This is a genomic window from Sessilibacter sp. MAH1 (assembly GCF_054658315.1).
The window spans coordinates 291,947-317,113 of record NZ_BAAGIC010000002.1; the positions used below are offsets into that span (position 1 = coordinate 291,947).

Consider the following 25,167-nt stretch of genomic DNA (forward strand, 5'->3'; position numbering starts at 1 on the left):
AACACGAAGAACACGAAGAACACGAAGAACACGAAGAACACGAAGAACACGAAGAACACGAAGAACACGAAGAACACGAAGAACACGGGCATGACCATGCCCATAAAGAAGGTGTGGCACTGTCAGCTTCTCAGCAAAGTATTGCCGATATCGCGGTTCGTACTGTGCAGGCAGATATAGTGGAATACACCGTATATGCACCGGGCGAAGTCCTCTCTAATGGTTATACCAGTTATGTGGTTTCGCCACGAGTGCCGTCGGTCGTTGTGCAACGTCATGTGGCTTTGGGGGATCACGTTTCAGAAGGACGAGACCTGGTCACGTTGTTCAGTGCCGAGGTTGCCGAGTCGCAAAACGATTATTTAACCGCGTCTTCCCAATGGAGCCGTGTACAAGAACTCGGTGAAAAGGCGGTTGGCCAAGAACGATACTTAAATGCGAAAACTCATTTTATTCAGTCGCGCGCAACGCTAATTAACTACGGTATCAGCGAAGCCGACATAGCAAAAATTCCGCAATTAAAAGCCAGCGAGTTTGGTTACTACACATTAACGGCAAGCACTGACGGCGTTATTTTGGCTGATAGTTTTGCTCAAGGTGAGCGAGTCGAAGCTGGGCGGGCTTTGTTGTCGGTTGCTGACGAAAACACACTTTGGGTAGAGGCGTTTTTACCACCCGACGACAATCCAGAGGTAGAGTTGAATGACTCGGCCATTATCAAAGTTGGTGATAAAAGCTTATTTGCTCAGGTTGCACAACAAGCACACACCATCGATCACGTGACTCGTACTCGCAAGCTGCGTTTAACGGTGCAAAACAAGCGTCATCAATTGCATCCCGGATTATTTGCCGATGTCTTTTTTCTCTTAAAAACCGAAACGCCGATCATTGCTTTACCGGAAGAAGCGTTAATTCGTAAGCCTGACGGTCAGTGGATTGCCTACGTACAAAATGAAGAAGGTGAGTTTGCCGAAAAGTCTGTCACTTTAGGTCGTCAGCTCGGTGATTTACACGAGATTAAAGGGCTAAAAAACGGCGATTCGGTGGTTGTCTCCGGTGCGTTTTTTATCGCATCGCAACAAGCTAAGGCGGGTTTCGATCCGCATAACCATTAATTAAGAGGTGGTTATGTTTGATCGAATCATTCTATGGGCCATTAATAATCGGTTTTTAGTGGTTATCGCACTTTTGGCCACTTGTGTCGCCATTTTATTGCGATTACCCAGTCTAAAATTAGATGCCTTTCCCGATGTTACCAATGTTCAGGTATCCATAAACACCGAAGCGCCGGGCCTTGCCGCCCAGGAAGTCGAACAATTAATTACCTTTCCCATTGAGGCGGTCATGTACGCCTTACCAACGGTGGAGGAGGTGCGTTCCATTTCTAAGACCGGTTTATCGGGCGTTACCGTGGTGTTTAAAGAAGGTACCGATATTTACTTTGCTCGCCAATTGGTCTTTGAGCGACTGCAAGCCGCTCGTGAATTAATTCCCGACGGCGTTGGTCTGCCAGAAATGGGGCCAAATACCACGGGGTTAGGGCAAATTTACCAATACTTATTAAAAGTAGAAGAGGGTTATCAATACTCGGTGACCGATTTAAGAAGCCTAAACGATTGGGTCGTTAAATTACTGCTGATACCGGCAGAAGGGGTTACCGATGTTTTATCGTTTGGTGGCGAGGTTAAACAGTATCAGGTCAATATTAATCCCGCGCGATTATTATCTTACAACCTGAGTATCGACGACGTTATTGCGGCAATTAACCAAAATAACGCCAATGCTGGTGGTTGGTATTTAAGTCGAGGCCAAGAACAATTAGTGATTCGTGCAGCCGGTTGGATTGAACCAAACCAAGCAGGCATAGAACAAATTGGCCAGATTCCGTTGCAATCCATCGATGGTGTCAGCGTGGTTGTATCTGACGTGGCAACGGTGGAATTCGGTGATGAAATTCGTCAAGGTGCTGTTACCATGAGTCAGCGTGATGACAGCGGTGAAGTTCATTCGCTGGGTGAAGTCGTTACCGGCATTATTCTCAAGCAAACCGGTGCTAATACCCAACAAACCATCGAAAATATCGAAAACCGAGTTACCTTGGTTAATCAAGCATTGCCAAAAGGTGTAAGCCTGCAAGTTATTTACGACCAGTCGAGCTTGGTGAATAGTGCCGTCAATACGGTTGTGCAGGCACTAATCGCTGCCTTTGTATTTATCTCTATCGTATTAGCGTTATTTTTACTGAATTTACGTGCAACCTTATTGGTGCTTATTTCCATTCCTATTGCGGTGGGATTAGCACTTTTAGTGATGATCGAGCTGGATTTATCCGCTAACTTAATGTCGCTGGGTGGTTTGGCGGTTGCCATTGGTATGTTGGTGGATGGCTCTGTGGTGGTGGTCGAAAATGTGGTCAAACATCGGCAAGTCAACGAAGAAACTCAGCAAGTCGAAGAGAGTTCGGTAACGGTGTTTAACGCCACCAGTGAGGTTGCGCGCTCGGTTTTTTTCGCGACCCTAATTATTTTGGTGGTGTTTTTACCACTGTTTAGTTTTGAAGGTGTTGAAGCGAAATTATTCGAACCTATGGCAGAAACCATTATTTTTGCCATGATATCCGCATTGTTGGTTGCCTTAATTGTTGCACCGGCACTGGCGACTTATTTTTTCAGTCATTCTTCTTTTTTCAGCGGTTCTTCTTTATTCAGTGATTCCGCGAAAAAACTCAGCGAAAAAACTCCAAACAGTAATGTTGATAAACCCCCGTCGGGTTTTTGGCAACGCCAATTAGGTGCTGGGTTAAATGCCTATAAGCGCGCTTTGCATTTTGCGATTCGCAAAAAGTTTTTAATTGCCGGATGCGCCGGCGTTTTATTGTTGCTGTCTTTATTGTTAATTCCGCGGCTCGGTACCGAGTTTGTTCCAGAGTTAGAAGAGGGCACCATAAACCTGCGAGTAACTTTGGCGCCTTCGAGTAGCTTGCAAACAGCGCTTAGTGTGGCACCAAAGTTAGAAGCCTTATTGCTGGAATTTCCTGAAGTTCGCTACGCGTTATCGCGTGTGGGTCGGCCAGAAATCGGTGGTGATCCAGAGCCGGTCAATAACATCGAGATCTACATTGGCCTAACGCCGGTAAATACTTGGACCAGCGCCAGCAATCGTGCTGATTTACAGCATTTAATGGAAGAAAAGCTCTCGGTGTATCCGGGATTATTGCTGAACTTCTCGCAACCCATCGCCACTCGGGTTGATGAACTGTTATCGGGTGTAAAAGCCCAGCTTGCCATTAAGTTGTTTGGCCCAGACCTGTCGGTTTTAGAATCAAAAGGCCAAGAGATTGAAGCCTTGGTTCGAGAGATTCCCGGTGCGGCGGATGTTGCGTTGGAGCAAATCGCCGGTGAAGCGCAATTGGTGATTCGCCCAGATCGCAGACGACTGTCGCGTTACGGATTATCCGTCGCCGATATTACGTCATTAGTTAATGCCGGTTTGGGTGGTCAAGCTGCGGGGCAGGTTATTAACGGCAATGAGCGCTACGATATTTACGTGCGTTTAGACGAAAGCCATCGCAACCGAAAATCCGCCATTGAAGAGTTGCGTCTGCAAACGCCCAGTGGTGCTTGGGTGCGATTAATTGACGTTGCCTCGGTTGATATTGAATCTGGTCCACCGCAAATTCGTCGTGAAGAAGTTCAGCGTCGCGTGGTGATTCAAGCCAATGTCCAAGGTCGTGATATGGGCAGTGTGGTTGCGGATATTCAAAACGCTTTGGCTGAGCAAATCGAGTTACCGTCAGGATATTCGGTCAGCTATGGCGGACAGTTCGAAAGCCAACAACGTGCTGAAGCTCGGTTAAGTTTGGTTGTCCCCTTATCTATTTTGCTGATTGCCGTATTGTTGTATCTCGCTTTTGGTTCGGTGTCGCAAGCGTTGCTGATTTTGGTAAACGTACCCTTAGCCGTTATTGGCGGAATAGTTGCTCTTTGGGTTAGCGGCCAATATTTATCGGTGCCCAGTTCGGTTGGCTTTATTACCTTGTTTGGTGTTTCGGTACTGAATGCAGTGGTTTTGGTAGAAAGCATCAATCGCCGATTGTTTGTTTCTAATAGCATCGAAGAAGCAATCATTGATGGCGCCGTTTCGCGTTTAAGACCCGTACTAATGACCGCTATTACTTCGGCACTGGGTTTAATTCCCATTCTGCTATCTAACGGAATTGGGTCTGAGATACAAAAGCCGTTGGCCACGGTGATTGTAGGAGGGTTAGTTACCTCAACCGCTTTAACCTTGGTTATTTTGCCATGTTTGTATGCGGTATTTTCTCAGCAGAAAATTCAAGAGCGCAAAAACAGGCTACTTAAGCTTCGGTGAATCGATCTACCTGTCTTATCTTTTTACTGAAGTCTTTTGACTGAAGGAAATTCCTTTTGGGGTTTCCTTCACGTGTCCTTCAATCTCCAATCTGAAAGAGTCTCTAGATCAAATACTGATCACTTGCGGTTGTGATTCTATGATTCGTTTATGAAGCCTTGAGAAAGCTACGTTTTGGTATACGGCTCGGTTTATACTAAAGTGCTGCCTTTGTTTAGAACTTGCATACTATGACTGACGAATATCCCATCCAAGCCGATCACACCATAGACGCAAGTGGCTTGGCATGTCCGCTGCCACTGCTCAAATTAAAGTTGGGTTTGCGGGAATTAGCCGTTGGTCAAACCATATGCGTTATTGCAACCGATGCAGGCTCAAAAAAAGACATTCCCGTGTATTGCGAGCTGTCGGGTAATCCGTTGCTAAAAACCCAGGAGTCTGGAGAACGTATTTTATTTTGGGTGAAGCGAGTCAATAAACCTTGATAGCCTGTCACTCAGTATCGTTTGAAGAAAGACGGTAACCTTTTAAGATTAAGATGCCTTTTAAGGTTTATATACTTACAAGATAGAAGCGCTTTTCGTAATCAGTATTTTTTTAGTTTTGTTTTTAGAATGCTTTATTTTTAACCAGGTTCGTTTTGTTTAAGGTCTCAAAAAACTATGCTCAATATTTTCGGTTCGTGGATTAACCGTTACTTTTCAGATGAAGAGGCCGTTTTACTCCTTGTCTTTTTGGTAGCCGCACTGGTTATTTTGTTAACACTTGGTGCCACTTTAGCGCCTATGTTTGCCAGTGTGATTATTGCGTTCTTGTTACAAGGTGTTGTTGGCAAACTCAGAAAAGCCGGAATACCCCATACCTTTGCCGTAACCATTACCTTTATTTTATTAATCGGATTTTTAGTCGTTAGTTTATTAGTGATCTTACCGATTTTATGGGATCAATCGCGCAATCTCATTTCTGAATTGCCCACCATGATTTCAGAAGTGCAAAAAGTCTTATTATTGCTGCCCGAAAAATACCCAACATTTATCAATCAGCAGCAGGTGCAAGAAATTATTGAGCTGGCGCGCGGCAAAATTGCGCAATTTGGCCAAACTCTGCTAACCGTATCCCTAGCCAGCTTGCCTGTATTAATTGCGGTGTTAGTGTATTTGGTATTAGTACCTATTTTGGTGTTCTTTTTCTTAAAAGACAGCAACCAAATTCTTGCTTGGCTTTCTTCTTTTCTTCCTCATAAACGCCCAGTTATGCGTAAAATCTGGACTGAAATGAACCTTCAGGCGGCCAATTACGTACGCGGCAAGGTTATCGAAATTTTTATTGTCGGTACCGTTACCTATGTTTGCTTTGTGCTGTTGGGGGTGAATTACGCGTTATTGCTCGGCATTGCCGTGGGCTTGTCGGTCATTGTTCCTTACATTGGCGCAACCGTAGTCACCATTCCTGTGGCATTAATTGGATTTTTCCAATGGGGGTTTACCAACGAATTCTATTATTTAATGTTGGCGTATTTTGTTATTCAAGCCTTAGATGGCAACGTATTAGTACCGCTGTTATTTTCGGAAGCGGTTAATTTACACCCAATTGCGATCATTCTTGCGGTGCTAGTGTTTGGCGGCTTGTGGGGTTTTTGGGGCGTATTTTTCGCCATTCCATTGGCGACCTTGTTCAAAGCCGTGGTAAGTGCTTGGCCGTTAGCCCATAAAGAGCTAGAGGCTCAACAGTAACTGAGCGAATTGCCTGACTTTGGTGTGAACCAACCCAAAGCATCAAAGTCAGATAACAATATTTTAGGGATCGAAGGCTAAACAGGCCGGTACATAATTTAGGGGTTATTTATACATGCAAAACCGTTTAAAAAAATCTGTATTCAATCTGCAACACACCTTATTTAAACGATTTATCAGCCGTTCAAATCCACAGTCCACAGCCGCTCAAACAGTTTCAACATCACCTCAAAAACTCCCTAAATTAAAAGTGCTGGTCGTCATGGCCGTTGCTTCTACTATCAGTTGGCAAAGCTTTGCAGTAACTATTCAAAAAGGCGATATTGATGACCGTGAGTATCGTTATTTTGAGCTTGAAAATGGCTTAAAAGCGGTTGTTATTCACGACGAAACCGCCGATAAAGCAGCCGCTGCGTTAGACGTGTTTGTTGGCAGTAACGATAACCCAGACGATCGCTTAGGCTTGGCGCACTTCTTAGAACACATGCTGTTTTTGGGTACCAAAAAATACCCAGAGCCCGACGCCTACCAAGATTTTGTCAGTAAAAACGGCGGTAACCACAACGCCTTTACCAGCTCTGAGCACACCAATTATTTCTTTGAGGTAAAAGCCAGCGCATTACCCGAAACTCTAGATCGATTTGCTCAATTCTTTATTGCGCCCTTGTTTACGCAAGCCTATGTTGACCGCGAACGTAAGGCCGTAAACTCAGAATACAGCGCTAATATTAAAGACGATTTTCGTCGCAATTTAGACGCTTACCGCGAAGTGGTAAATCCTGAACACCCATTGTCTAAATTCAGCGTTGGTAGCCTCGCAACACTGGCCAATCGTGTTGACGATCCCGTCAGAGAAGATTTAATTGCATTTTATCGCAAATATTATTCAGCTGATCAAATGACTTTAGTAGTTTTAGGCAAAGAAAGCCTGGATGAACTACAAACCCTTGTGACCAACTTATTCAGCGATGTGAAAAAGAATCGTGCAGAAGTTATTCGCGAAGGTGTGCCTTTATTTGAAGAAGGTAAACTGCCGTTAATGTTATCGACGGTTCCCGAAAAAGACGGCCACAGACTAACCATGATGTTCTCAGTACCGCCAACACTGGAATATTTCCGTAAAAAACCACTCAGCTACATTGGTAATCTAGTCGGTCACGAAGGTGAAGGTTCTTTGCTAGATGTGCTTAAAAAACAAGGCTGGGCCGAAAACCTAAGCGCTGGCGACGGTTTAAGTGATCGCTTTAATGGCAGCTTTTTGGTGTCGATTCAACTAACCGACGAAGGTCTTGCCCATAAAGACGAAGTAGTAGGGTTGTTTTTTGCCGAAATTGAAAACATTAAAAAATCTGGCTTAAATAAATGGCGCTTTAACGAACAAGCAAAAATTGCCGATATTGATTTTCGTTTTAGTGAAAAACAATCGCCATCAGGTACCGTGAGTTTTCTCGCCGGTGTTTTACAAGAATTACCGCCAGAAAATATTTTAAACGGTGGTAGCCTTTATGAGAAATTCGACAAAAAACTCATCAAGTCTTATTTGGCAGAAATAAAACCCGAAAATTTATTTTTGCATTTGTCTTCAAAAACCGTAGAAGCCGATAAAAAATCCGATTACTACTACACGCCATACAGTGTGGAATCGTTAAAAGGCAAAGAATGGCCGGTGGATAAAGACTTGGTAGCGCAACTTGCTCTGCCAAAGAAAAATCCGTTTATTGCTACCGATTTAGCCTTGGTTAAAGATACTCAAGATTCCGAAATTCCTGAATTAATCGGAAAAAATAGCCTAGACGTGTGGTTTAAAACCGATACCTCTTACGAGGTGCCTCGCGGTGTTGTGAATATTCGTTTCTTATTACCGAATGTCGCTAAAGACATTAAAGGCGCGGTAATGCTTGATTTGTTTGAGAACATGGTTGAAGAAAGCTTGCAGTCGTACAGTTATCCAGCCAGTCTTGCGGGCTTAAATTTTGGTCTAGGCAGCAACAGCCGTGGTTTTGATTTACGTATTGGCGGCTATTCCGATAAACAAGACGAGCTAATTAAGCGTATTATCGAGCAGTTGCAAGATTTTGATAACCTAGCGTCGCATTATGATGTGGTTAAAAACCAATTGGAGCGCGCTTGGACCAACAACAGCCGACAAACTCCGTACTCACAGATATTTGCTGATGCCGCCGCTACCGTGTTTTCACCAAAGTGGACGATCGAAGAAAAATTAGCGGTATTAAAAACCATTAATTTGGACGATTTAAAACCTTTTACCACCAGTTTATTTGCCGGTGCCGACACCGAAGTATTGGTATTTGGTAACTTCACCAAAAACGATGCAACCAATATTGCGGCCTTAATTGACGCTAACCTGTTAAAAGGCGCTAAAAATAACCTAGAGCTGCCCAAGGCTACCGTTGTTAAATTACCCATCGGCGATACTTGGAGCTGGCTTGATGTTGAACACCCAGATAACGCCTTAGTGGGTTATTTACAAGGGCAGGGCGACAGTCTTGAAGATCAAGCTAAAATGATGTTGTTAGAACAAGCCGTTGATGCGGGTTTCTACAACCGTTTACGAACCGATCAACAATTAGGTTACATAGTTGCAACCACGTCAATGCAAATTAAAAACGTACCTGCAACCTTATTTATTGTTCAATCACCAACGGTACCCATTACCACCATTAAAGCTGCCATGTTGGAATATTTAAAAACCTTTAATGCCGCCGAAAACTTTGAACAAAACAAAGAGGCCATAAAAGCTAGGCTTTTAGAAGCGCCTAAAAACCTGTTTGAACAATCGGAAATCTACTGGGACAACATCGCCTTTGAACAAAAAACTTTTGACCGCGACCAACAATTAGCTAATTTAATCGATAAAATGACCGTGGAAGAATTCGTTGATTTCACCGCGAGCGTCGTTAAAAACGGCCAATGGCTATGGTTTGCAGCGGCCACAACCGAAGAAAAACCCGAAGAAATTAAATTTATTGACGATATTCAAGCATTTAAAAACAAAGCTGATAAATACCAATATCAGTAATTGTTGTTAAACATCTTATTTTTCTAAATATCTAAACAAACCTCTGATTAAATCGTGAAAGAATTAATCAGAGGTCTCTCAAATTACCTCTCAATAAAACCCTCACGACAACTATTTCTCTCAGCATCTACCTTTTTCAAAGACAGTCATTCCGAATAGTCAAATTAAACGTCAACAAACCACCGCTTAGATGATGTCTGTTTATGTTCACCTCTTGACCAAAAGTGCCTATTGCTTAATGATACTTTGAATGAATTTTCTAGGCGTAATGAATTTTATTAGTGGAATAAACATGGACATCCTACCCGTAGCTGAGATCGTCGAAACCCTGCGCGCCGCTATTGCTTGTGGCGCTACCGAACTTACCGAAAGCACGGTGAAAAGCGCTTTTACGGCCGTTAAAACCAAAATCAGCGACCTTTTTGGTATCAACAGCAAACCCAGTAAAGCGCTGGAAGACTTGGCAGAAAACCCCGAATCCCATGCTTATAAAGCGGTATTAGTGGAAGAATTTGACAAGCACAATGTTGCTGATTTGGTTCCAGTACAAACATTGATCAACGGGCTAATTTCAGCGCTGCAACAAACCCAATCCGGCAAAGAACAACTGGCGAAGTTTTTAAACCAAGATGAAACCAATATTGGCGTGCAAGGCGACAACAATACAGTCACAACTTCGGGAGACTTTGTTGTAAAAAAGTCGTAATCAAACAATCAGACAAAGCAATAATTCCTAAACAATTAACAACATTAGTACCGGAATTTGATCCCAAAGCCCTGATTGGTCGCGAGCAAGAACTGAAAGACTTACGAGAACACTTAAGTAACCAACAACAAGTGTTGTTGGTCAATGGTATGGGCGGCATTGGTAAAACCGCCTTGGCGCAAACCTACGCAACTTTTTATTGTGAAAACTACGCACACGTCGCTTGGGTACAACAAATCAGTGACGATTTTCGGCAAGATTTAATCTCCGCCGAAGGTTTATTGCACAGCTTAAATATCGATGCTACTGGCACCGTCGATGAGCTATTTCCAAGAGTAATTCATCAACTGCGGGCCTTAGAAAATCAGCCTAATTTATTGGTTATTGATAATGCGTTTGCGTCACTCACTAAAATTAAAGACCAATTACCCAAACAGCCTGACTGGCATATTTTAATTACCTCAAGAGAAGCAATCGTAGGCTTTGAAGTAAAAGAGTTGGGGTTTTTATCTGAAACCGCCGCTATCGATTTATTTAAACGCCATTACACCCTAACTAAACTTCAAAATACAGATATCGCCGCAATTGTTAAAGCCATTGATTACCACACACTAACCATCGAGTTATTAGCCAAGATAGCGCAACGTAAAAGAGCAACGTTAGATGAATTATTAACCGCTATAAAAGATGACATTACTGCGAATGTGAGCATCAACCACACACAAGGTGGTGATAAAGTAGAGCGTATTCATTCGTATTTGTGCTCTATTTTTAAGGTAGATAAACTTTCTAAGCAGGAAATACACCTATTAAAACAACTAACTTGCTTACCAACAGAGTTCCACACCTACGAAATCTTAGAAGATCTTCTGACTTTAAAAGAAGATTTTGACTTTACGCTTTCTGAAATACTCGAAAGCCTTAAAGAGAGCGGCTGGTTAATTGCGGATAGTAAAAACGACAGCTACAAAATGCATCAAATTATACAGCTGGCATTATTCACACAATTAAATGTGCAACTTGATGATGTGACTTCATTGGTCGAAAATATAATTAACAAACTAAGCCTAGACCAAACCAAAGATAACCCTATTGAAAAGTTTCCTTGGATTCCTTTTGGTAAAACAGTTTATCGTCTATTTATTGATTTAATTGACGTGCGGGATTTTTCTCTACAAAAAAATTTAATCGACGGGTTAAAATGGGTTGGGGATTACGGAGAGGCGAAAGATTTACTCGAAAAAAAATTAGCTTTTAATATGAATTTTTTTGGCGAGAAAAGTCTGGAAACAGCTAAGTGTTATTCTGATTTGGGGGCCATGCTTCATGGTTTAGGAGATTTGCATGGCGCGAAAAATTTACATGAAAAAGCGATGCTTTTAGCTGAAGTTCTTTCAGAGGAGGTTGAACCAAAAATAGCCGCTATTTGTTCTGATTTAGCATTAGTGCTTAAAGACCTTGGTGATTTTCAAGGAGCGAAAGTTTTACTCGAAAAAGCCGTACGGATATATGTGGAATATTTTGGCGAAGACTCCCCAATAACAGCAATAGGTTATTCTAATTTGGGGTTGCTGCTTCAAGAGCTTGGTGATTTAAAAAATGCGAAAGTTTTGCAGGGAAAAGCATTAGACTCTCAGGGTGAAAACTTCATTAACAATCATCTCAATACCACGATCTACTATTCTAATTTGGCATTGGTGCTTGATGAGCTGGGTGACATAGAAGCAGCTAGAGCTTTACTCGAAAAAGCGGTATTTTTGGATGAAAAAATTTTTGGCAAGGCTCACCCAATAACTGCTAGCAATTACTCTAATTTAGCGATAGTACTGCATAATCATGGTGATATAAAAGGTGCGAAAGATTTACTTGAGAAGTTCATCGATTTTTACGAAAAAGTTTTTGGTGAAAATCACCCTAAAACTGCCATTGGTTATTCTAATCTAGGAGTATTGCTTCAAGAGGTTGGAGATTTAGAAAGGGCGAAAGTATTACTCGAAAAAGCGATGTCTTCAGCTAGAAAAATCTTTGAAGATCAGCATCCCGTAACTATCGTTCGTAGTTCTAATTTAGGGCTGGTGCTTAAAGATCTTGGTGATTTACAAGGGGCGAAAACTTTACTTAGAAGTTCAATGGTTTTAGCTGAAAAAGTTTATGGTGATGGTCACCCAATAAATTCTATTTGTTATTCTAATTTAGGAACTGTATTGCAGGACCTAGGTGATTTTGAAGGGGCGAAAGCTTTATTTGAAAAGGCGCTGATTTCTATCAAGAAAAATTTCGGTGAAGACTACCCAGCAATAGCTATTTATTATTCTAATTTAGGGTTGGCGTTTAAAAGTTTGGGTTATTTAAGTAAGGCGAAGGAGCTTTATGAAAAAGCTCTCTCATTAGATTTGCAAAACTTAGGTGAAAATCATCTCAAAACAGGAATTTGTTATTACAACTTAGCGGTATTGCTATACGAGCTGGAAAGCTACCAGAGAGCTTATTTGTTAATTAAAAAAGCTAAAAAGGTTTTTGAAAATACTTACCCTGAAGACCATGCATACATAGAAAATGCCTGTCTCTGGTGTGAAGAGATCAAGACTAAATTAATTTAGTAGTCTTGATTAATCAAAATGAAAAGCCAATAAAGAAAAGTTTTTATAGATTAATAATAAACTATTCAAAAGCCCAACTATTCAAGCTGGGCTTTTTTGTTGATTCAAGTAATTTTCCAAGCTTTTACGGATTCAACCCCATAACTTTAAATTGCCCTTGCACCAGCAGTTGTATTGAAATTGGTTGGGTACTTTCGTTTTTCCAATACCAGCCGTGAGAGCCGGTAAAGGGTGCGGTAAAGCTGCCTTTCATGGTGTCTGCTGTGGCGATGGTGTAGCTTTCAAAATAGCCGGTGGTGTTGCCTTCAGGTTCGCCGTGCAGGTCAAAATACAGGGGTAGGCCGTTGGTTTGCCATTGGTAGTTGAGTTTTTCAAATTGAGTCATTTTAAATTTGTACTCAATACCGCTTTTGGCTGGCACGACTATTTCAACCAGTTTTTTTCCGGGTGTATTTGTCTCTTTTTCTTCGGCATTTAATTCATCGGCATTTAATTTGTCAGCAACCTCTGATTGACTGCCGTCGCTTGATAAAACCGTTAAACCCAGTTTATGGCCAACACCCGTTGGGTCGATATTGTATTCGGCGGGCAATACCACAAGAGTTGTAATTACGGCGGCAAACAGAGCAGCGCCAATTACAGATTTTATTAATGCAGTGCTTGAAACTAATTCGGGCGTTTGTAGGTTGTTATTGTTGGTCATAATCAATACATTAAATTTGGCGGTTTATTGGGTATTCAGCGCGGTTTGAAATTGTTGCTAAGCAACAAAAAATCCGGTCATTTGGTAGGCCATTAAAATAAGCCCTGCAGACATTAAAGCGCTGTTTGTGGTTACGGTTACACCTTGGTAGGCGGGCATTCTTCGTAAAAAATTCAGCAGTAATACAATAAAGATTAACGCGCTAAATTGACCAAGTTCTACGCCAATATTAAAGGCAATTAAATTGGGTAGCAGGCTGTCTGCGGGTAATTGAAATTCTTGTAATTTGGTGGCCAAACCAAAACCGTGAAATAAACCAAAAATAAAAACGGCAATTTTGGTGTTGGGTTGAAAGCCCAATAATTTTTTAAAACCGCCAAGGTTATCAAAACCTTTATAAAATACCGATAAACCAATAATGGCATCAATTAAATAGGCGTTTACGCTTAAATCAAATGCAACTCCGGCCAATAGGGTAAGACTGTGGCCCAAGGTAAAGGTGGTTACGTAAATCAATACATCTTTGTTGTTGTATAAGAAAAAAATCAAACCCACCAAAAATAAGAGATGGTCGTAGCCGGTAAACATGTGTTTTGCACCTATGTATAAAAAAGGTACAAATTGCACACCGGTATTTTCGGTTAAAAAGCGTCGAGTCGAGTCGTCTACGCCATGGGCGCTGGCAAACATAGAAACCATTAAAAAAATTAAGCCGGTTGCGATTGTCAGCAATGTAAGAGGGCGGTTTATAAGCGGCCGTATAAGGTTGATTGAGCAATCCATTTTGTAATTACCATGGTTAATACATGACTCATCGTGTTGCCACACTTTAACAAACAGCTGAGTCCGGTCAATTCGTCAAAAGAACCAAAATTTAATCCTAATTACCGATTTGTACTGGTAAAAGTGTCACTTTGTGTCTATGGATTAGTAGGGGCTTTTATTAAGAAAAGAGTGATCTATAAACCGCCTAAAAACTGATCGGCTACAACGCATGGCTTAAATTCACTGTATTTGTACATTAAATGTTCGGTTTTGAGCGTTTTGGGTGGTTTTATTCACAATTTCTTGTAGTAAAACTACAAGAAACGTTGGTTTTCTTGGTTCTTAACTACAAAAAACCTAATTGAGTGGCGTTATTTAAGATATGTAGTAAATCTACAACGCTTTATTACATCTTATTATTTATGAGGTTTTTGGCGCTAAATTACTGAAGGCGTCTCTATATATGACGGTTTTGTGTCAGTTGAATGCCGCCAAAGTCGGTATAACGTCAAAAAGTATTAAAACTAAGTTTATAAAAACTTGCTGTTTCATCGCAAAATCTTTATCTTTATGTAGTATTACTACAAAATAAAACAATTGTTGTATTCTGTGGGCTCAAGCTTTGATTTTCTCTGACAAAAGCTGAACTTGTTAAGGGTTCTAGGGCCGTAATTAAAGAAGTTTCGTTCGTAGTGAGTAGCCGGTTTGCTGTTGTCAATGGCTGCTCGAATAAAAAACGACCCAACACAAGCGCTCATGGGTCGTAAATACAGCGCACACAATGGCAAATACTCCAACAAGGCCAAGTAAATTCCGTTAATAAAAGAACTTATCTGTTAACGCAGGTAGGCTAATAATCAAGGAGATAATAGATGCAAGAGGATATCGATTCTCTGGAAACCCGCGAATGGGTCGATGCACTTCACTCGGTAATTCGCCATGCTGGTCCAGAGCGCGCCGCTGAGTTGCTGCGAGAGTTAGAAAAACGCGCTAGCGCTGCCGGTGTAGATTTACCTCCCGCAATCACCACTCCATACCGCAATACCATTCCAACTCACAAAGAACGACGTATGCCCGGCGACATGTTTATGGAGCGCCGTATTCGTTCGTTAATCCGTTGGAACGCTATGGCAATGGTGATGCGTGCAAACGATAACAACGAAGGTTTGGGTGGCCATATTGCGACCTTCCAATCGGCCGCGACCTTATACGATGTAGGTTTTAACTACTTCTTCCGCGGTAACGACGGTGATCACTTGGGTGATCTCATTTACTTCCAAGGGCACGCGGCACCGGGCATGTACGCGCGTTCGTATTTGGAAGGCCGTTTTGATGAAGAGCACCTTGATAATTTCCGCCGCGAAGTAGACGGTAAGGGTCTTTCGTCTTATCCGCATCCTTGGTTGATGCCAGATTACTGGCAGTTCCCAACGGTCTCGATGGGCTTAGGTCCAATCAATGCTATCTATCAAGCGCATGTGATGCGCTATCTTTCGGCCCGTGAACAAGTTAAACGTGCAGACCGTAAAGTGTGGGCTTTTTTGGGTGATGGCGAGTGTGATGAGCCAGAAACTCTAGGTGCCATTTCTTTGGCTGGTCGAGAAGGTCTAGAAAACCTAATTTTTGTGGTGAACTGTAACCTGCAACGGTTGGATGGCCCAGTTCGTGGTAACGGTAAAATTATTCAAGAGTTAGAAGGCGTTTTCCGCGGTGCTGGCTGGAACGTTATTAAAGTGCTTTGGGGCCGTTTGTGGGACCCATTGTTAGAGAAAGACGAAAAAGGCTTACTGCAAAAACGTATGGACGAGGTCGTCGATGGCGAGTTGCAAAACTGCAAGGCTAACGGTGGCGCTTATACCCGTGAGCATTTCTTCGGCAAATACCCTGAGCTTCTCGAAATGGTTAAAGACCTTTCTGATGAAGACATTATGTATTTAAACCGTGGTGGTCACGATCCGTTCAAAGTTTATGCGGCTTATGCTGAAGCTGTTGCTCATAAGGGCCAACCTACCGTCATTCTTGCGCAAACCGTTAAAGGTTATGGTATGGGTGCTTCGGGTGAAGCAATCAACGAAACTCACTCGGTTAAAAAACTGGGTAAAGACGATCTTAAACGCTTCCGCGATCGCTTTGGAATTCCATTAACCGATGAGCAACTAGAGACTGTTCCGTATTACCGTCCGTCTCCAGACAGCCCAGAAATGCAATACATGAATAAGCGCCGCAAGGAGCTTAAAGGGCCAATTCCATCGCGTCGTGTTGAGTTCCCAGTACTGACTGCTCCAAAGTTAGATGACTTTAAAGCGCAACTTGCCGGTACCGGTGAGCGTGAAGTGTCTTCAACCATGGCCTTTGTTCGTGTGCTTTCTACCTTGGTTAAAGACAAAAACATTGGTGGCCGAGTGGTGCCAATTGTTCCAGACGAGGCACGTACCTTTGGTATGGAAGGTATGTTCCGTCAGCTCGGTATTTATTCTTCTGCCGGTCAAAAGTATACGCCGCACGATTCCGGCCAAATCATGTACTACAAAGAAGATAAAAAAGGCCAAATTTTAGAAGAAGGTATTAACGAAGCCGGTGCAATGTCCGCTTGGATTGCTTTGGCAACGTCTTACACCAACAACGCCTTCCCAATGATTCCGTTTTACATCTTTTACTCGATGTTTGGTTTCCAGCGTATTGGTGACCTGGCTTGGTTGGCCGGTGATATTCAGGCGCGCGGTTTCTTAATTGGTGCTACTGCTGGTCGAACCACACTAAACGGTGAAGGTTTGCAGCACGAAGATGGTCACAGCTTAATCTTGGCGAACACCATTCCTAACTGTAAGAGCTACGATCCTTGTTATGCGTTTGAATTGGCTGTGATCATTCAAGACGGTATCAAGCGTATGTACGAAGACCAAGAAAACTGCTTCTACTACGTGACCGCCATGAACGAAAACTACGTTCATCCCGAAATGCCACCGGGCGTTGAAGCAGACATTATTAAAGGTATGTATCTGCTTAAAGAAGGTAAGAAAAAGTCCAGCAAAAAGGTGCAGCTATTAGGTGGCGGTACAATTTTGCGTGAAGTTGAAGCAGCCGCTGAAATTCTTCGCAATGACTACGATGTTGATGCCGATGTTTGGAGCTTAACCAGCGTTAACGAGCTTGCTCGTGAAGGTCAGGCGATCAATCGTTGGAATCTGTTGCACCCAGAAGACGACAAGAAAATTGCCTACGTTACCGAAAAACTTGCCGGTACCAAGGGCCCTGTTATCGCCGCAACCGATTACATCAAAGCCTACGCCGAACAGCTTCGTCCTTATATTCCGCGTGAATACACCGTATTGGGCACCGACGGTTTTGGTCGCAGTGATACCCGCACTAAGTTGCGTCGCTTCTTTGAAGTAGACCGTGGTTTTGTGGTTGTAGCCGCACTAAGCGCACTTGCTAAAGAAGGCAAAGTAAAACCAGAGGACGTAACTAAAGCGATTAAAGACTTTGGTATCGATCCAGAAAAACAAAACCCAATGACGTGCTAAACGCCAAGACTGCCCCGTAAACCACAAGTGAACGGGGCGTAACGACCAAAAATTAGCGACAAAATTTAAGGAGATACAGTGTCTACTCAAAAAATCACTGTTCCAGATATTGGCGGCGCAGAGGGTGTAGAAGTCATTGAGATTTGCGTTGCTGTCGGTGACACCGTAGAAGAAGAGCAGTCTCTGATTGTAATCGAAACCGATAAAGCAACCGTCGAAGTGCCATGTCCTGCGGCTGGTAAAATTACAGAACTGAAATTAAAAGTTGGCGATAAAGTTAGCGAAGGCGATGAAATTGGCACTTTAGAAACTGGTGCCGAAACCGCTGCCGCTCCTGTTGCTGAAGCAAAGGCAGAAGAACCCGCTCCTGCGGCGCCTAAAGCAGAAGCAGCGTTTGCGCCGGTGGCTGCTGCAGCTACTCAAGCCGGAACCACCGTTGTACCAGAAGGTGTTGAAGACGCTGAAGTTATCGAGGTTTCTATTGCTGTAGGCGATGTTATTGCCGAAGGCGATACCGTTGCCGTGTTAGAAACCGATAAAGCCACCGTTGATGTACCTGCAACCAGCGCTGGTAAAGTAACCAAAGTAGTTATCAGTGTTGGCGATAAGATTTCTTCTGACGCGGTTGTTGCTGAGTTAGAAGTGAGCGGTGGTGCCGCGCCTGCAGCTACGGAATCTGCACCAGCACCTGTTGCTCCAGCGGCAAACCCAGCACCAGAAGCAGCACCTGCTCCAAGTGGTGAGCCTGTTGCGTTAAATTCTACCGTGCCAGATGGCGCCGAAGATGCAGAAGTTATCGAAATTTTAGTGGCAGTTGGTGATGTCATTAAAGAGGGTGATGATCTGGCGGTTTTAGAAACCGACAAAGCTACTGTTGAAGTACCGGCCAATGCCAGCGGTAAAGTGACAGCCGTTAAAATTAAAGTTGGCGACAAAATCAGCTCTGGCGATGTTGTTGTTGAACTGGAAGGCACTGCACCGGCTGCGGCTCCAGCACCAGTAAGTGCACCCAAAGCAGAAGCGGCACCAGCTGTACCTGCGGCGAAAAAAGTAGATCCGGCGCCAGAACACGCGGGTGTTAAAAACGAACTCTTCAGCAAATCTACCGAAGTTTACGCAGGCCCAGCGGTACGTACTCTCGCCCGTGATTTAGGCGTTGATTTAAGTGAAGTAAAAGCCAGTGGTCCACGCGGACGTATTCTTAAAGAAGACGTCGATAATTACGTTAAAAACGTGATTAAAACCGCGAAAGCCGGTGGTAGTACTTCGGCAGCTAAGGTTACCGACGGTGCCGGTATTCCGCCAATGCCACAACACGACTTCAGCAAATTTGGTGAAGTTGAAACCGTGGCGATGACCAAAATCCAAAAACTTACGGCCATGAACATGCACCGCAACTGGTTGCATATTCCTGCGGTTACTCAGTTTGACGATGCGGATATCACCGACCTGGAAGCCTTCCGTAAAGATCTTAAGGCAGAAGCAGAAAAACGCGGTGTTAAATTAACGCCTTTACCGTTTTTGTTAAAAGCTTGTGCGGCAGCGCTAAAAGAAGAGAAAAAATTCAACTGCTCTTTGGGTAACGATGGCGAATCGGTTGTTTACAAAAAATACGTAAACATTGGTATTGCCGCTGATACCCCAGTTGGTCTTTTGGTACCGGTAATTAAAGACGTTGATAAAAAAGGTCTTTGGGAACTGGCCGACGAAGCCAACGCGTTGATCAAAAAAGCTCGTGACGGCAAACTCTCGCCAAGCGACATGCAAGGTGGTTGTTTTACCATCTCTAGCCTTGGTGCCATGGGCGGCAACGGCTTTACACCAATCGTTAATGCGCCAGAGGTTGCCATCTTAGGCGTTTCAAAAGCACAAATGAAACCCATCTGGAACGGCAAAGAATTTGTCCCACGTAACATGCTGCCACTGTGCTTAAGTTACGATCACCGAGTAATTAACGGTGCCGACTGTGGTCGATTCTTTACTTACCTAGTCAGTGTAATGTCAGACGTAAGACGTTTGTTGCTCTAATTATTTAAAGTTAACGTTAAATAATTAACCTAAAAGCCGCGATGAAAATCGCGGCTTTTTTGCTTAATCTAAGTATTAACGTAAAGAGCAGCTTGCGGTAATTCGTAATAAAATAACGCTGCCAACTTTTCAAATAACCAATCAATTTTAGATTCGATAATACTGTTCGCGAAGAATGTGAACCAAATATTTTAGATTTGATAGTCTTATAGAATAAGCTCTAAACAGTTCAAGGTGAGATTATGTTGTGATTAGTATTACTAGCGTTTGGTGTTCCGCTCGTGCTTGCTATTAATAAAGTCATCAAAAATAAAAAGCAGAATAGTCGATTGAGTGAAATTCAGAGGTGCATTTCCGCAGTTCAGTACTGGCAGGTATTATTACTTTAACCATACCTATGCTTTCGGTGCTAAATCCACCACCCGCAGCAATTCCGTAGGGTTGCAAGTTGTCGGTATTAGAATTTTTTATTCTCTATTTGCTGAATGTAGACAATTAGGTAGTAATGAGCATCTTTGTTGTTAACTAACTGAGTTATTATTTTGCCGTTAAAAATAATTCTTAACATTTAGCTGGTGATGACCTTGATTCTAACGCTGAGCAGTATTCGGTAAGTATTTATATATCCTTAAATATCTCATTATTTTTTATCTGAATTCAAAAACTATCAGCAAAAGTTTCATTTAATTAGATGATTTCGTAATCTGTTTCAGTATTATTGTATCTCTAAACTTTAATATCACGGTTTAAAATTAAATATGGATTACGAATTAGCTCAAGTAAATATCGCCAAGTTTCGATTACCGCAAAATCATCCTGTCAATTCAGATTTTGTAAACAATTTAGATCATGTTAATGCAATTGCGGAGTCGCAACCGGGATTTATCTGGCGGTTTAAAGGCGAGGGCAATGATGCTTTAGATGTTCAGGTATTTGACGATCCAAATATTGCTATTAATATGTCAGTTTGGTCAGATGTGGAATCATTGTTCGCTTTTACGTACAAAAATTCAGACCATGTTGCAATGATGCGTCGACGTAAAGAATGGTTTGAGAAAATTGAATTTTACATGGTGCTCTGGTGGATTGAAGCAGGACGAAAACCATCTTTAGACGAAGCCAAACTTCGATTAGCTTTATTACAGAGTTGTGGTCCAACATATTCAGCATTTTCATTTAAAAAGCCATTTCCAAAACCCAGTAACTAAATTTGCAGGGTTTTAATGATAAGAGGCTTTCTCTATGAATTTGATGAATAGCGATTTATTCGAAGGTAAACTAAAGCATTAATTTGCTGATTTATTGTTCAGTTCTTTTGTAAAGATTTAGATTATCTTTCACTTATACAAATAATTACTTTAATGTTAGGTATGTTACGACATATAAACGTGAATTATGTCTATTTTACGTGATGTTTTAGTCCAAGTAATTATTTAGTGTGAATAGGTGTAGGATTTTTATGTTTTCGAAAAAGGCTGTTCTAGTATTCGGTCTCTTTAGTTGTTTATCATTTGTATGTGCCGCAAATAAAATCCCGGAGCCTTGGGTAGTTGAAGTTTCAAATATACAAGAAACTACATTGCCAATTTTACCTATTGAGAAAAATCTTGCCATAATTCCCATCGAAATTGACGACAATAAAAACCTAAGATTTTTATTTTCAACGTCTGGATATGAAACTATATTGGTGGCCAATAAAAGAACCAAGAATATCAGTTGGCAATCTATTAACTATATAAGTGCGATCGGTTTAATTCCTAGAGTCGATAAGTTTTTAAAATTCGTGATCACAAAAGGCAAAACGTTAAATATTGGTGGAGTTTCTTTTGCCAATGTTAATCTATTTAGAGTGCATGTTAATGAATTTATTAAAAAAGAAGTGGTTAAGGATTATCCAATTGATGGGTTTATAGGTAATATTCTACTGTCGGGCTTTATTATTGATGTTGACAGAAAAAATAATGTTTTTACATTGCATCCAAAAAATACTGATTTAACACCATTGTTGAAGCAGCACGATAATGTAATTACTGTACCTTTGATAATAGATAACGGCGTAATGTTTACCAAATTGCAACTGCAATTAAATGAAGGTGATACACCGCAACCTTATTTATTTAAAATTGATTCAAGTGATTCTGCCGGATTAATTCTACCAGCAACGTTTGATAATCTCTCCGTAGAAAAAGAAACACATAAAGTTTATAACCGTAGTGAAAGTAGCAAAATTCAATCTATAATTTACCGTACAGTAAATAAAATAAGCTTTGATGACTCCTCGATCGATAACGTAAATGCATCTTTTTTTAAATTCAAAGACGAATATATTAAAGATAATTCCAATCAATTACGTGAGTATGGAATTTTTGGCGCTGCATTTTTAGCAAAATTCCGTAACATATATGACTTAGCTAATAACGTTTTATACCTTATTCCTGATGAAACCTCATTTGAGTCATCCATAAGTAATGCGTTTCTACCGTTCACGGTTATGTTCATTGGTGATAATTTCTCTGAAATATTGGTGTCGGGTGTTGATACTTCATTTGAAAAGAATCTGAAAGTGGGTGATAAAATTCTTTCTATCAACAAACAGTCGGCAAAAGAACTGTCTGAAACCGGTTTAACTCAAATTCTTGCAGGGAAAAAAGAAGGCGATTTAATAGAGGTTTGTAAAGTCTATAAAAAAGATCAGAAGTGTTTTATGACAGCACTTTATTAACGACAAACAAGTTGTTACCTAATGTCTAGTGATGTTAGATAGATCCAGTGATGTTTATACAGGATTAAAATTTCTTACGAAGAATAAAAAAACTCTGGCTTAACCAGAGTTTTTTGTAGGCAACTGCAAACCAATATCCGCCATTGCCCGTGACTATTCTTAGTGGTGATGATGCCCGCCAACCCCGTGAGCATGACCGTGGCTGATTTCATCTTCGGTCGCATCGCGAACGTCTACTACGTCAACTTCAAACGTTAGGGTTTTACCAGCGTAGGGGTGGTTGGTGTCTAAGTCTACGTTTTTAAGGCCAACTTTAACTACGCGGGCGGCAACCGGGCCGTCGGTGGTGTTAACGTCAACAATCATTCCAGGAGTTAGTTTGCCTTTGGTAATGATGTGTTTACGCGGTACTCGACGTGGTTCGGTTTCGGTAATTTCGCCGTAGGCATCTTTAGGGTCTAGGGTTACTTTGAAGTTATCGCCGGTTGTCTTGCCTTCTAACTCTTTTTCTAGCGCTTCTAGCATGTTGCTATGGCCATGAAGATACAAAACTGGCTCACCAGAATGGGTAGATTCTAGTTCGGTTTCGCCCTCAAAAACCTTGTAGTTAAATTGCACAACTTTGTTGTTGGTGATGTTCATTATTACTTCTCTTACTTGTTCTTTTTTGTCTGTTTGTATTTACGTTTTGTGCATTTGTTCTAATTGATGGTCTACACTATCTAAACAAACGCTAATATTCATTGCTGCGATACGCGGCAAAATCGGGATGTTACAGCAAAATAACGTGAGTACGAATGCGAAATCTTCATATAGCGATTAATAAGCGACTCTATCTCAAAAACTTGCACGAATGTGACGCAGAGTCTTTGTTTGCATTGGTTGATCATAACCGGGAGCACCTTAGAGTTTGGTTACCATGGGTCGATGGCAACACGCACATTGAGCATTCTTTAGAGTTTATTCGCATCGCACAGCTACAAATGGAGCGTGGACTAGGGCCAATTTGTGGTGTCTTCTTTGACAATGAGCTGTGCGGAGTTTGTGGCTTTCATCCGTACGACAATCTTAACCACTCCATTACTCTAGGTTATTGGTTGGCTAAATCTGCCTGTGGCAAAGGCATAGCCACGGAATGCACCAAAACCATGGTGAATTTTGCCTTTGAGACTTTGCAGGTCAATAAGGTGTGTATTTCTGCGGCGATTAAAAATGTCGCAAGTCGCAGAATTCCCACCAAATTGATGATGGTTAATGATGGAATTAACAGAGACGGTGAGTTTTTAAACGGTCGTTATCACGATCTAGTTGTGTACACTTTACTTAAAGATGAATGGCAAGCAATAAAATCGACAGTTTTCAAATAGGCTTTTAAAATAATTGCTGCGTTTTTCGGCGCCTAGACCCTTTTTTGCCCGCGGAGTAGAGACGTTGGTTAATGGATTGCTGTGCTGACTCTTCAGTTCATCGCCCTTAACAATACTTAACTTGTCTGAATGGTTTTTGTTTGAATATCACTCGCTATTGAATACAAAAATGTGTTTAATGGATTCCTTATAAAGCGTTAAACAGATCACATTTTTTTACAATGATTTGTGACATAGCTTAGATCTATATTAAAACCAGAATGAGCAAGTTATTCTATAAGAATATACATAAGCTCAAATAACACAATTTTGTTTATAAAAGCATTCAAAATTATGGTTTTTAAGCATGACCAGAACACACAGCCGACAGTTTTTACGGCCGTTACAAATCTGAGTATGGTCAGGCGTAATAACTACCAAACAAGTAAAATTTGCTCAAATAAGTTATCTAGTCTTTTAATGACTGATCTTAATAAACATTCAATCGAGTTATTTATAAAGGATTATAGTTAATGAATCAGCAGAGTAAGTACGTTGAAGTAACAGATATTTCATTCATAGAATTTTCTGGCCCTAATCCAAAATTACTCGATGACCTGTTTAAGCAAATGGGTTTTAGTGCTCATCAGAGCGCTGATCAAACTTTTTACAACATTTCTGATATTAATTTCATTTCTAATCCTACAAGCGGCGGTAGCGCAGCAGTCTTTCGCGCAAAACATGTGCGTGGCGCAAGCGCAATGGGATTTAAAGTTGCAAATTCTCAGCAAGCGTTTGAGCTAGCGGTTTCGTTAGGTGCAGAACCGGTCGAAAACGCAGACTTGGGCATTCCTGCCATCAAAGGTGTGGGCGCTGCGCTTATTTACCTTGTTGATGATGAACATGAAGCAAAATTATTTGCTCAATACGGATATGTAAAAAGTCGAGATCAATTTTCAAATTGCAGTTTAAGCCGCGTTGATCATCTAACACACAATTTACACATTGGTGGCGTGGCTAGAATGATCCATTTTTACGAGACCATTTTTGGTTTTAGTCGAATCCGTAAATTCGATATTAACGGTAAAAAGACCGGTCTTATCAGCGAAGTGGTTTCCAGTCCTAATGGTCGAGTGGTTATTCCTCTGAATGAATCAAAGGACGACAAGTCGCAAATTGCAGAATATTTAGACGAGTACAATGGTGAAGGCATTCAACATATAGCACTATTAACGGATGATATTTTCGACACCGTTACAACACTTAAATTTAACGGAATTCCATTTCAAGATACATTAGATACATATTACGAACAAATCGATGAACGTTTACCAGGTCACGGTGAAGACGTTGCCGCATTGCATAAAGAAAAAATATTAATTGATGGTGGTGAATCACAAGGCGGTGGTTTGTTACTGCAAATTTTCACCAAAAACAGCATTGGACCAATATTCTTTGAGTTTATTGAACGTAAAGGAAATAAAGGCTTTGGCGAGGGTAATTTCCAAGCCTTGTTTGATTCCATAGAATTGGATCAAGAACGCAGAGGTGTTATTTAATTTCTCTGCTTTAGAGCTTTTTTGATTTTAACCGTTGTCTTTAAAACCCGGTATATCCGGGTTTTTTTAC

At 41.5% G+C, this 25,167-nt stretch carries 16 protein-coding genes; 13 read left to right on the forward strand and 3 right to left on the reverse strand.

Annotated elements, in window-relative coordinates; translation table 11 throughout:
* The 7 genes from ACYQ28_RS03220 to ACYQ28_RS03250 form a co-directional block, all read left to right on the forward strand.
* Positions 1-1,115: efflux RND transporter periplasmic adaptor subunit (locus ACYQ28_RS03220; RefSeq protein ID WP_460048041.1), on the forward strand; the 1,115-nt coding region annotated here is incomplete at its 5' end.
* Between the two features lie 13 nt (positions 1,116-1,128).
* Positions 1,129-4,371, forward strand: a complete 3,243-nt coding sequence (locus ACYQ28_RS03225; protein ID WP_460048042.1) for an efflux RND transporter permease subunit — start codon at positions 1,129-1,131, stop codon at positions 4,369-4,371.
* 230 nt (positions 4,372-4,601) lie between these two features.
* Positions 4,602-4,856 carry a sulfurtransferase TusA family protein gene (locus ACYQ28_RS03230; protein ID WP_460048043.1) on the forward strand — a complete coding sequence of 85 codons (255 nt, stop codon included), beginning with the start codon at positions 4,602-4,604 and terminating at the stop codon, positions 4,854-4,856.
* A 177-nt stretch (positions 4,857-5,033) separates the two neighbouring features.
* Entirely contained in the window at positions 5,034-6,104 is a 1,071-nt protein-coding gene (locus ACYQ28_RS03235) for an AI-2E family transporter (RefSeq protein WP_460048045.1), read from the forward strand.
* A 115-nt stretch (positions 6,105-6,219) separates the two neighbouring features.
* Complete coding sequence (locus ACYQ28_RS03240; protein WP_460048046.1) at positions 6,220-9,144, forward strand: insulinase family protein; 2,925 nt, start codon at positions 6,220-6,222, stop codon at positions 9,142-9,144.
* Positions 9,145-9,436: 292 nt separating this feature from the next.
* Positions 9,437-9,850, forward strand: coding sequence for a hypothetical protein (locus ACYQ28_RS03245; RefSeq protein ID WP_460048047.1), 414 nt, complete (start codon positions 9,437-9,439; stop codon positions 9,848-9,850).
* A gap of 92 nt (positions 9,851-9,942) precedes the next feature.
* A complete protein-coding gene (locus tag ACYQ28_RS03250; protein WP_460048122.1) occupies positions 9,943-12,450 on the forward strand; it encodes a tetratricopeptide repeat protein in 2,508 nt (835 codons plus the stop codon).
* Between the two features lie 124 nt (positions 12,451-12,574).
* Here the strand turns inward: ACYQ28_RS03250 and ACYQ28_RS03255 are convergent, their stop codons facing one another.
* Positions 12,575-13,153: a hypothetical protein gene (locus ACYQ28_RS03255; RefSeq protein ID WP_460048048.1), complete on the reverse strand. Its 579-nt coding sequence runs from the start codon at positions 13,151-13,153 to the stop codon at positions 12,575-12,577.
* Between the two features lie 57 nt (positions 13,154-13,210).
* Entirely contained in the window at positions 13,211-13,936 is a 726-nt protein-coding gene (locus ACYQ28_RS03260) for a HupE/UreJ family protein (protein ID WP_460048050.1), read from the reverse strand.
* Between the two features lie 854 nt (positions 13,937-14,790).
* Between ACYQ28_RS03260 and aceE the strand changes: the two genes are divergently transcribed.
* The 4 genes from aceE to ACYQ28_RS03280 all read left to right on the forward strand — a co-directional run bounded on the left by aceE (position 14,791) and on the right by ACYQ28_RS03280 (position 22,192).
* Positions 14,791-17,442 (forward strand): pyruvate dehydrogenase (acetyl-transferring), homodimeric type, encoded by a 2,652-nt coding sequence (aceE, locus tag ACYQ28_RS03265; protein ID WP_460048052.1) that lies wholly within the window; start codon positions 14,791-14,793, stop codon positions 17,440-17,442.
* Between the two features lie 78 nt (positions 17,443-17,520).
* The gene (aceF, locus tag ACYQ28_RS03270) at positions 17,521-19,470 is read left to right on the forward strand and encodes a dihydrolipoyllysine-residue acetyltransferase (protein ID WP_460048053.1); all 1,950 of its coding nucleotides are present in this window, start codon (positions 17,521-17,523) and stop codon (positions 19,468-19,470) included.
* A gap of 758 nt (positions 19,471-20,228) precedes the next feature.
* Positions 20,229-20,678, forward strand: a complete 450-nt coding sequence (locus ACYQ28_RS03275; RefSeq protein WP_460048054.1) for a DUF3291 domain-containing protein — start codon at positions 20,229-20,231, stop codon at positions 20,676-20,678.
* A gap of 251 nt (positions 20,679-20,929) precedes the next feature.
* Entirely contained in the window at positions 20,930-22,192 is a 1,263-nt protein-coding gene (locus tag ACYQ28_RS03280) for a hypothetical protein (RefSeq protein WP_460048055.1), read from the forward strand.
* 159 nt (positions 22,193-22,351) lie between these two features.
* On the opposite strand, the gene ACYQ28_RS03285 is transcribed toward ACYQ28_RS03280, so the two are convergent.
* Positions 22,352-22,834, reverse strand: a complete 483-nt coding sequence (locus ACYQ28_RS03285; RefSeq protein ID WP_460048056.1) for an FKBP-type peptidyl-prolyl cis-trans isomerase — start codon at positions 22,832-22,834, stop codon at positions 22,352-22,354.
* 155 nt (positions 22,835-22,989) lie between these two features.
* On the opposite strand from ACYQ28_RS03285, the gene ACYQ28_RS03290 reads away from it, so the two are divergent.
* Together ACYQ28_RS03290 and hppD are read left to right on the forward strand one after the other, a co-directional pair.
* Positions 22,990-23,559 (forward strand): GNAT family N-acetyltransferase, encoded by a 570-nt coding sequence (locus ACYQ28_RS03290; protein ID WP_460048057.1) that lies wholly within the window; start codon positions 22,990-22,992, stop codon positions 23,557-23,559.
* Positions 23,560-24,071: 512 nt separating this feature from the next.
* A complete protein-coding gene (hppD, locus tag ACYQ28_RS03295; RefSeq protein WP_460048059.1) occupies positions 24,072-25,097 on the forward strand; it encodes a 4-hydroxyphenylpyruvate dioxygenase in 1,026 nt (341 codons plus the stop codon).
* The last annotated feature ends 70 nt before the right edge of the window (positions 25,098-25,167 follow it).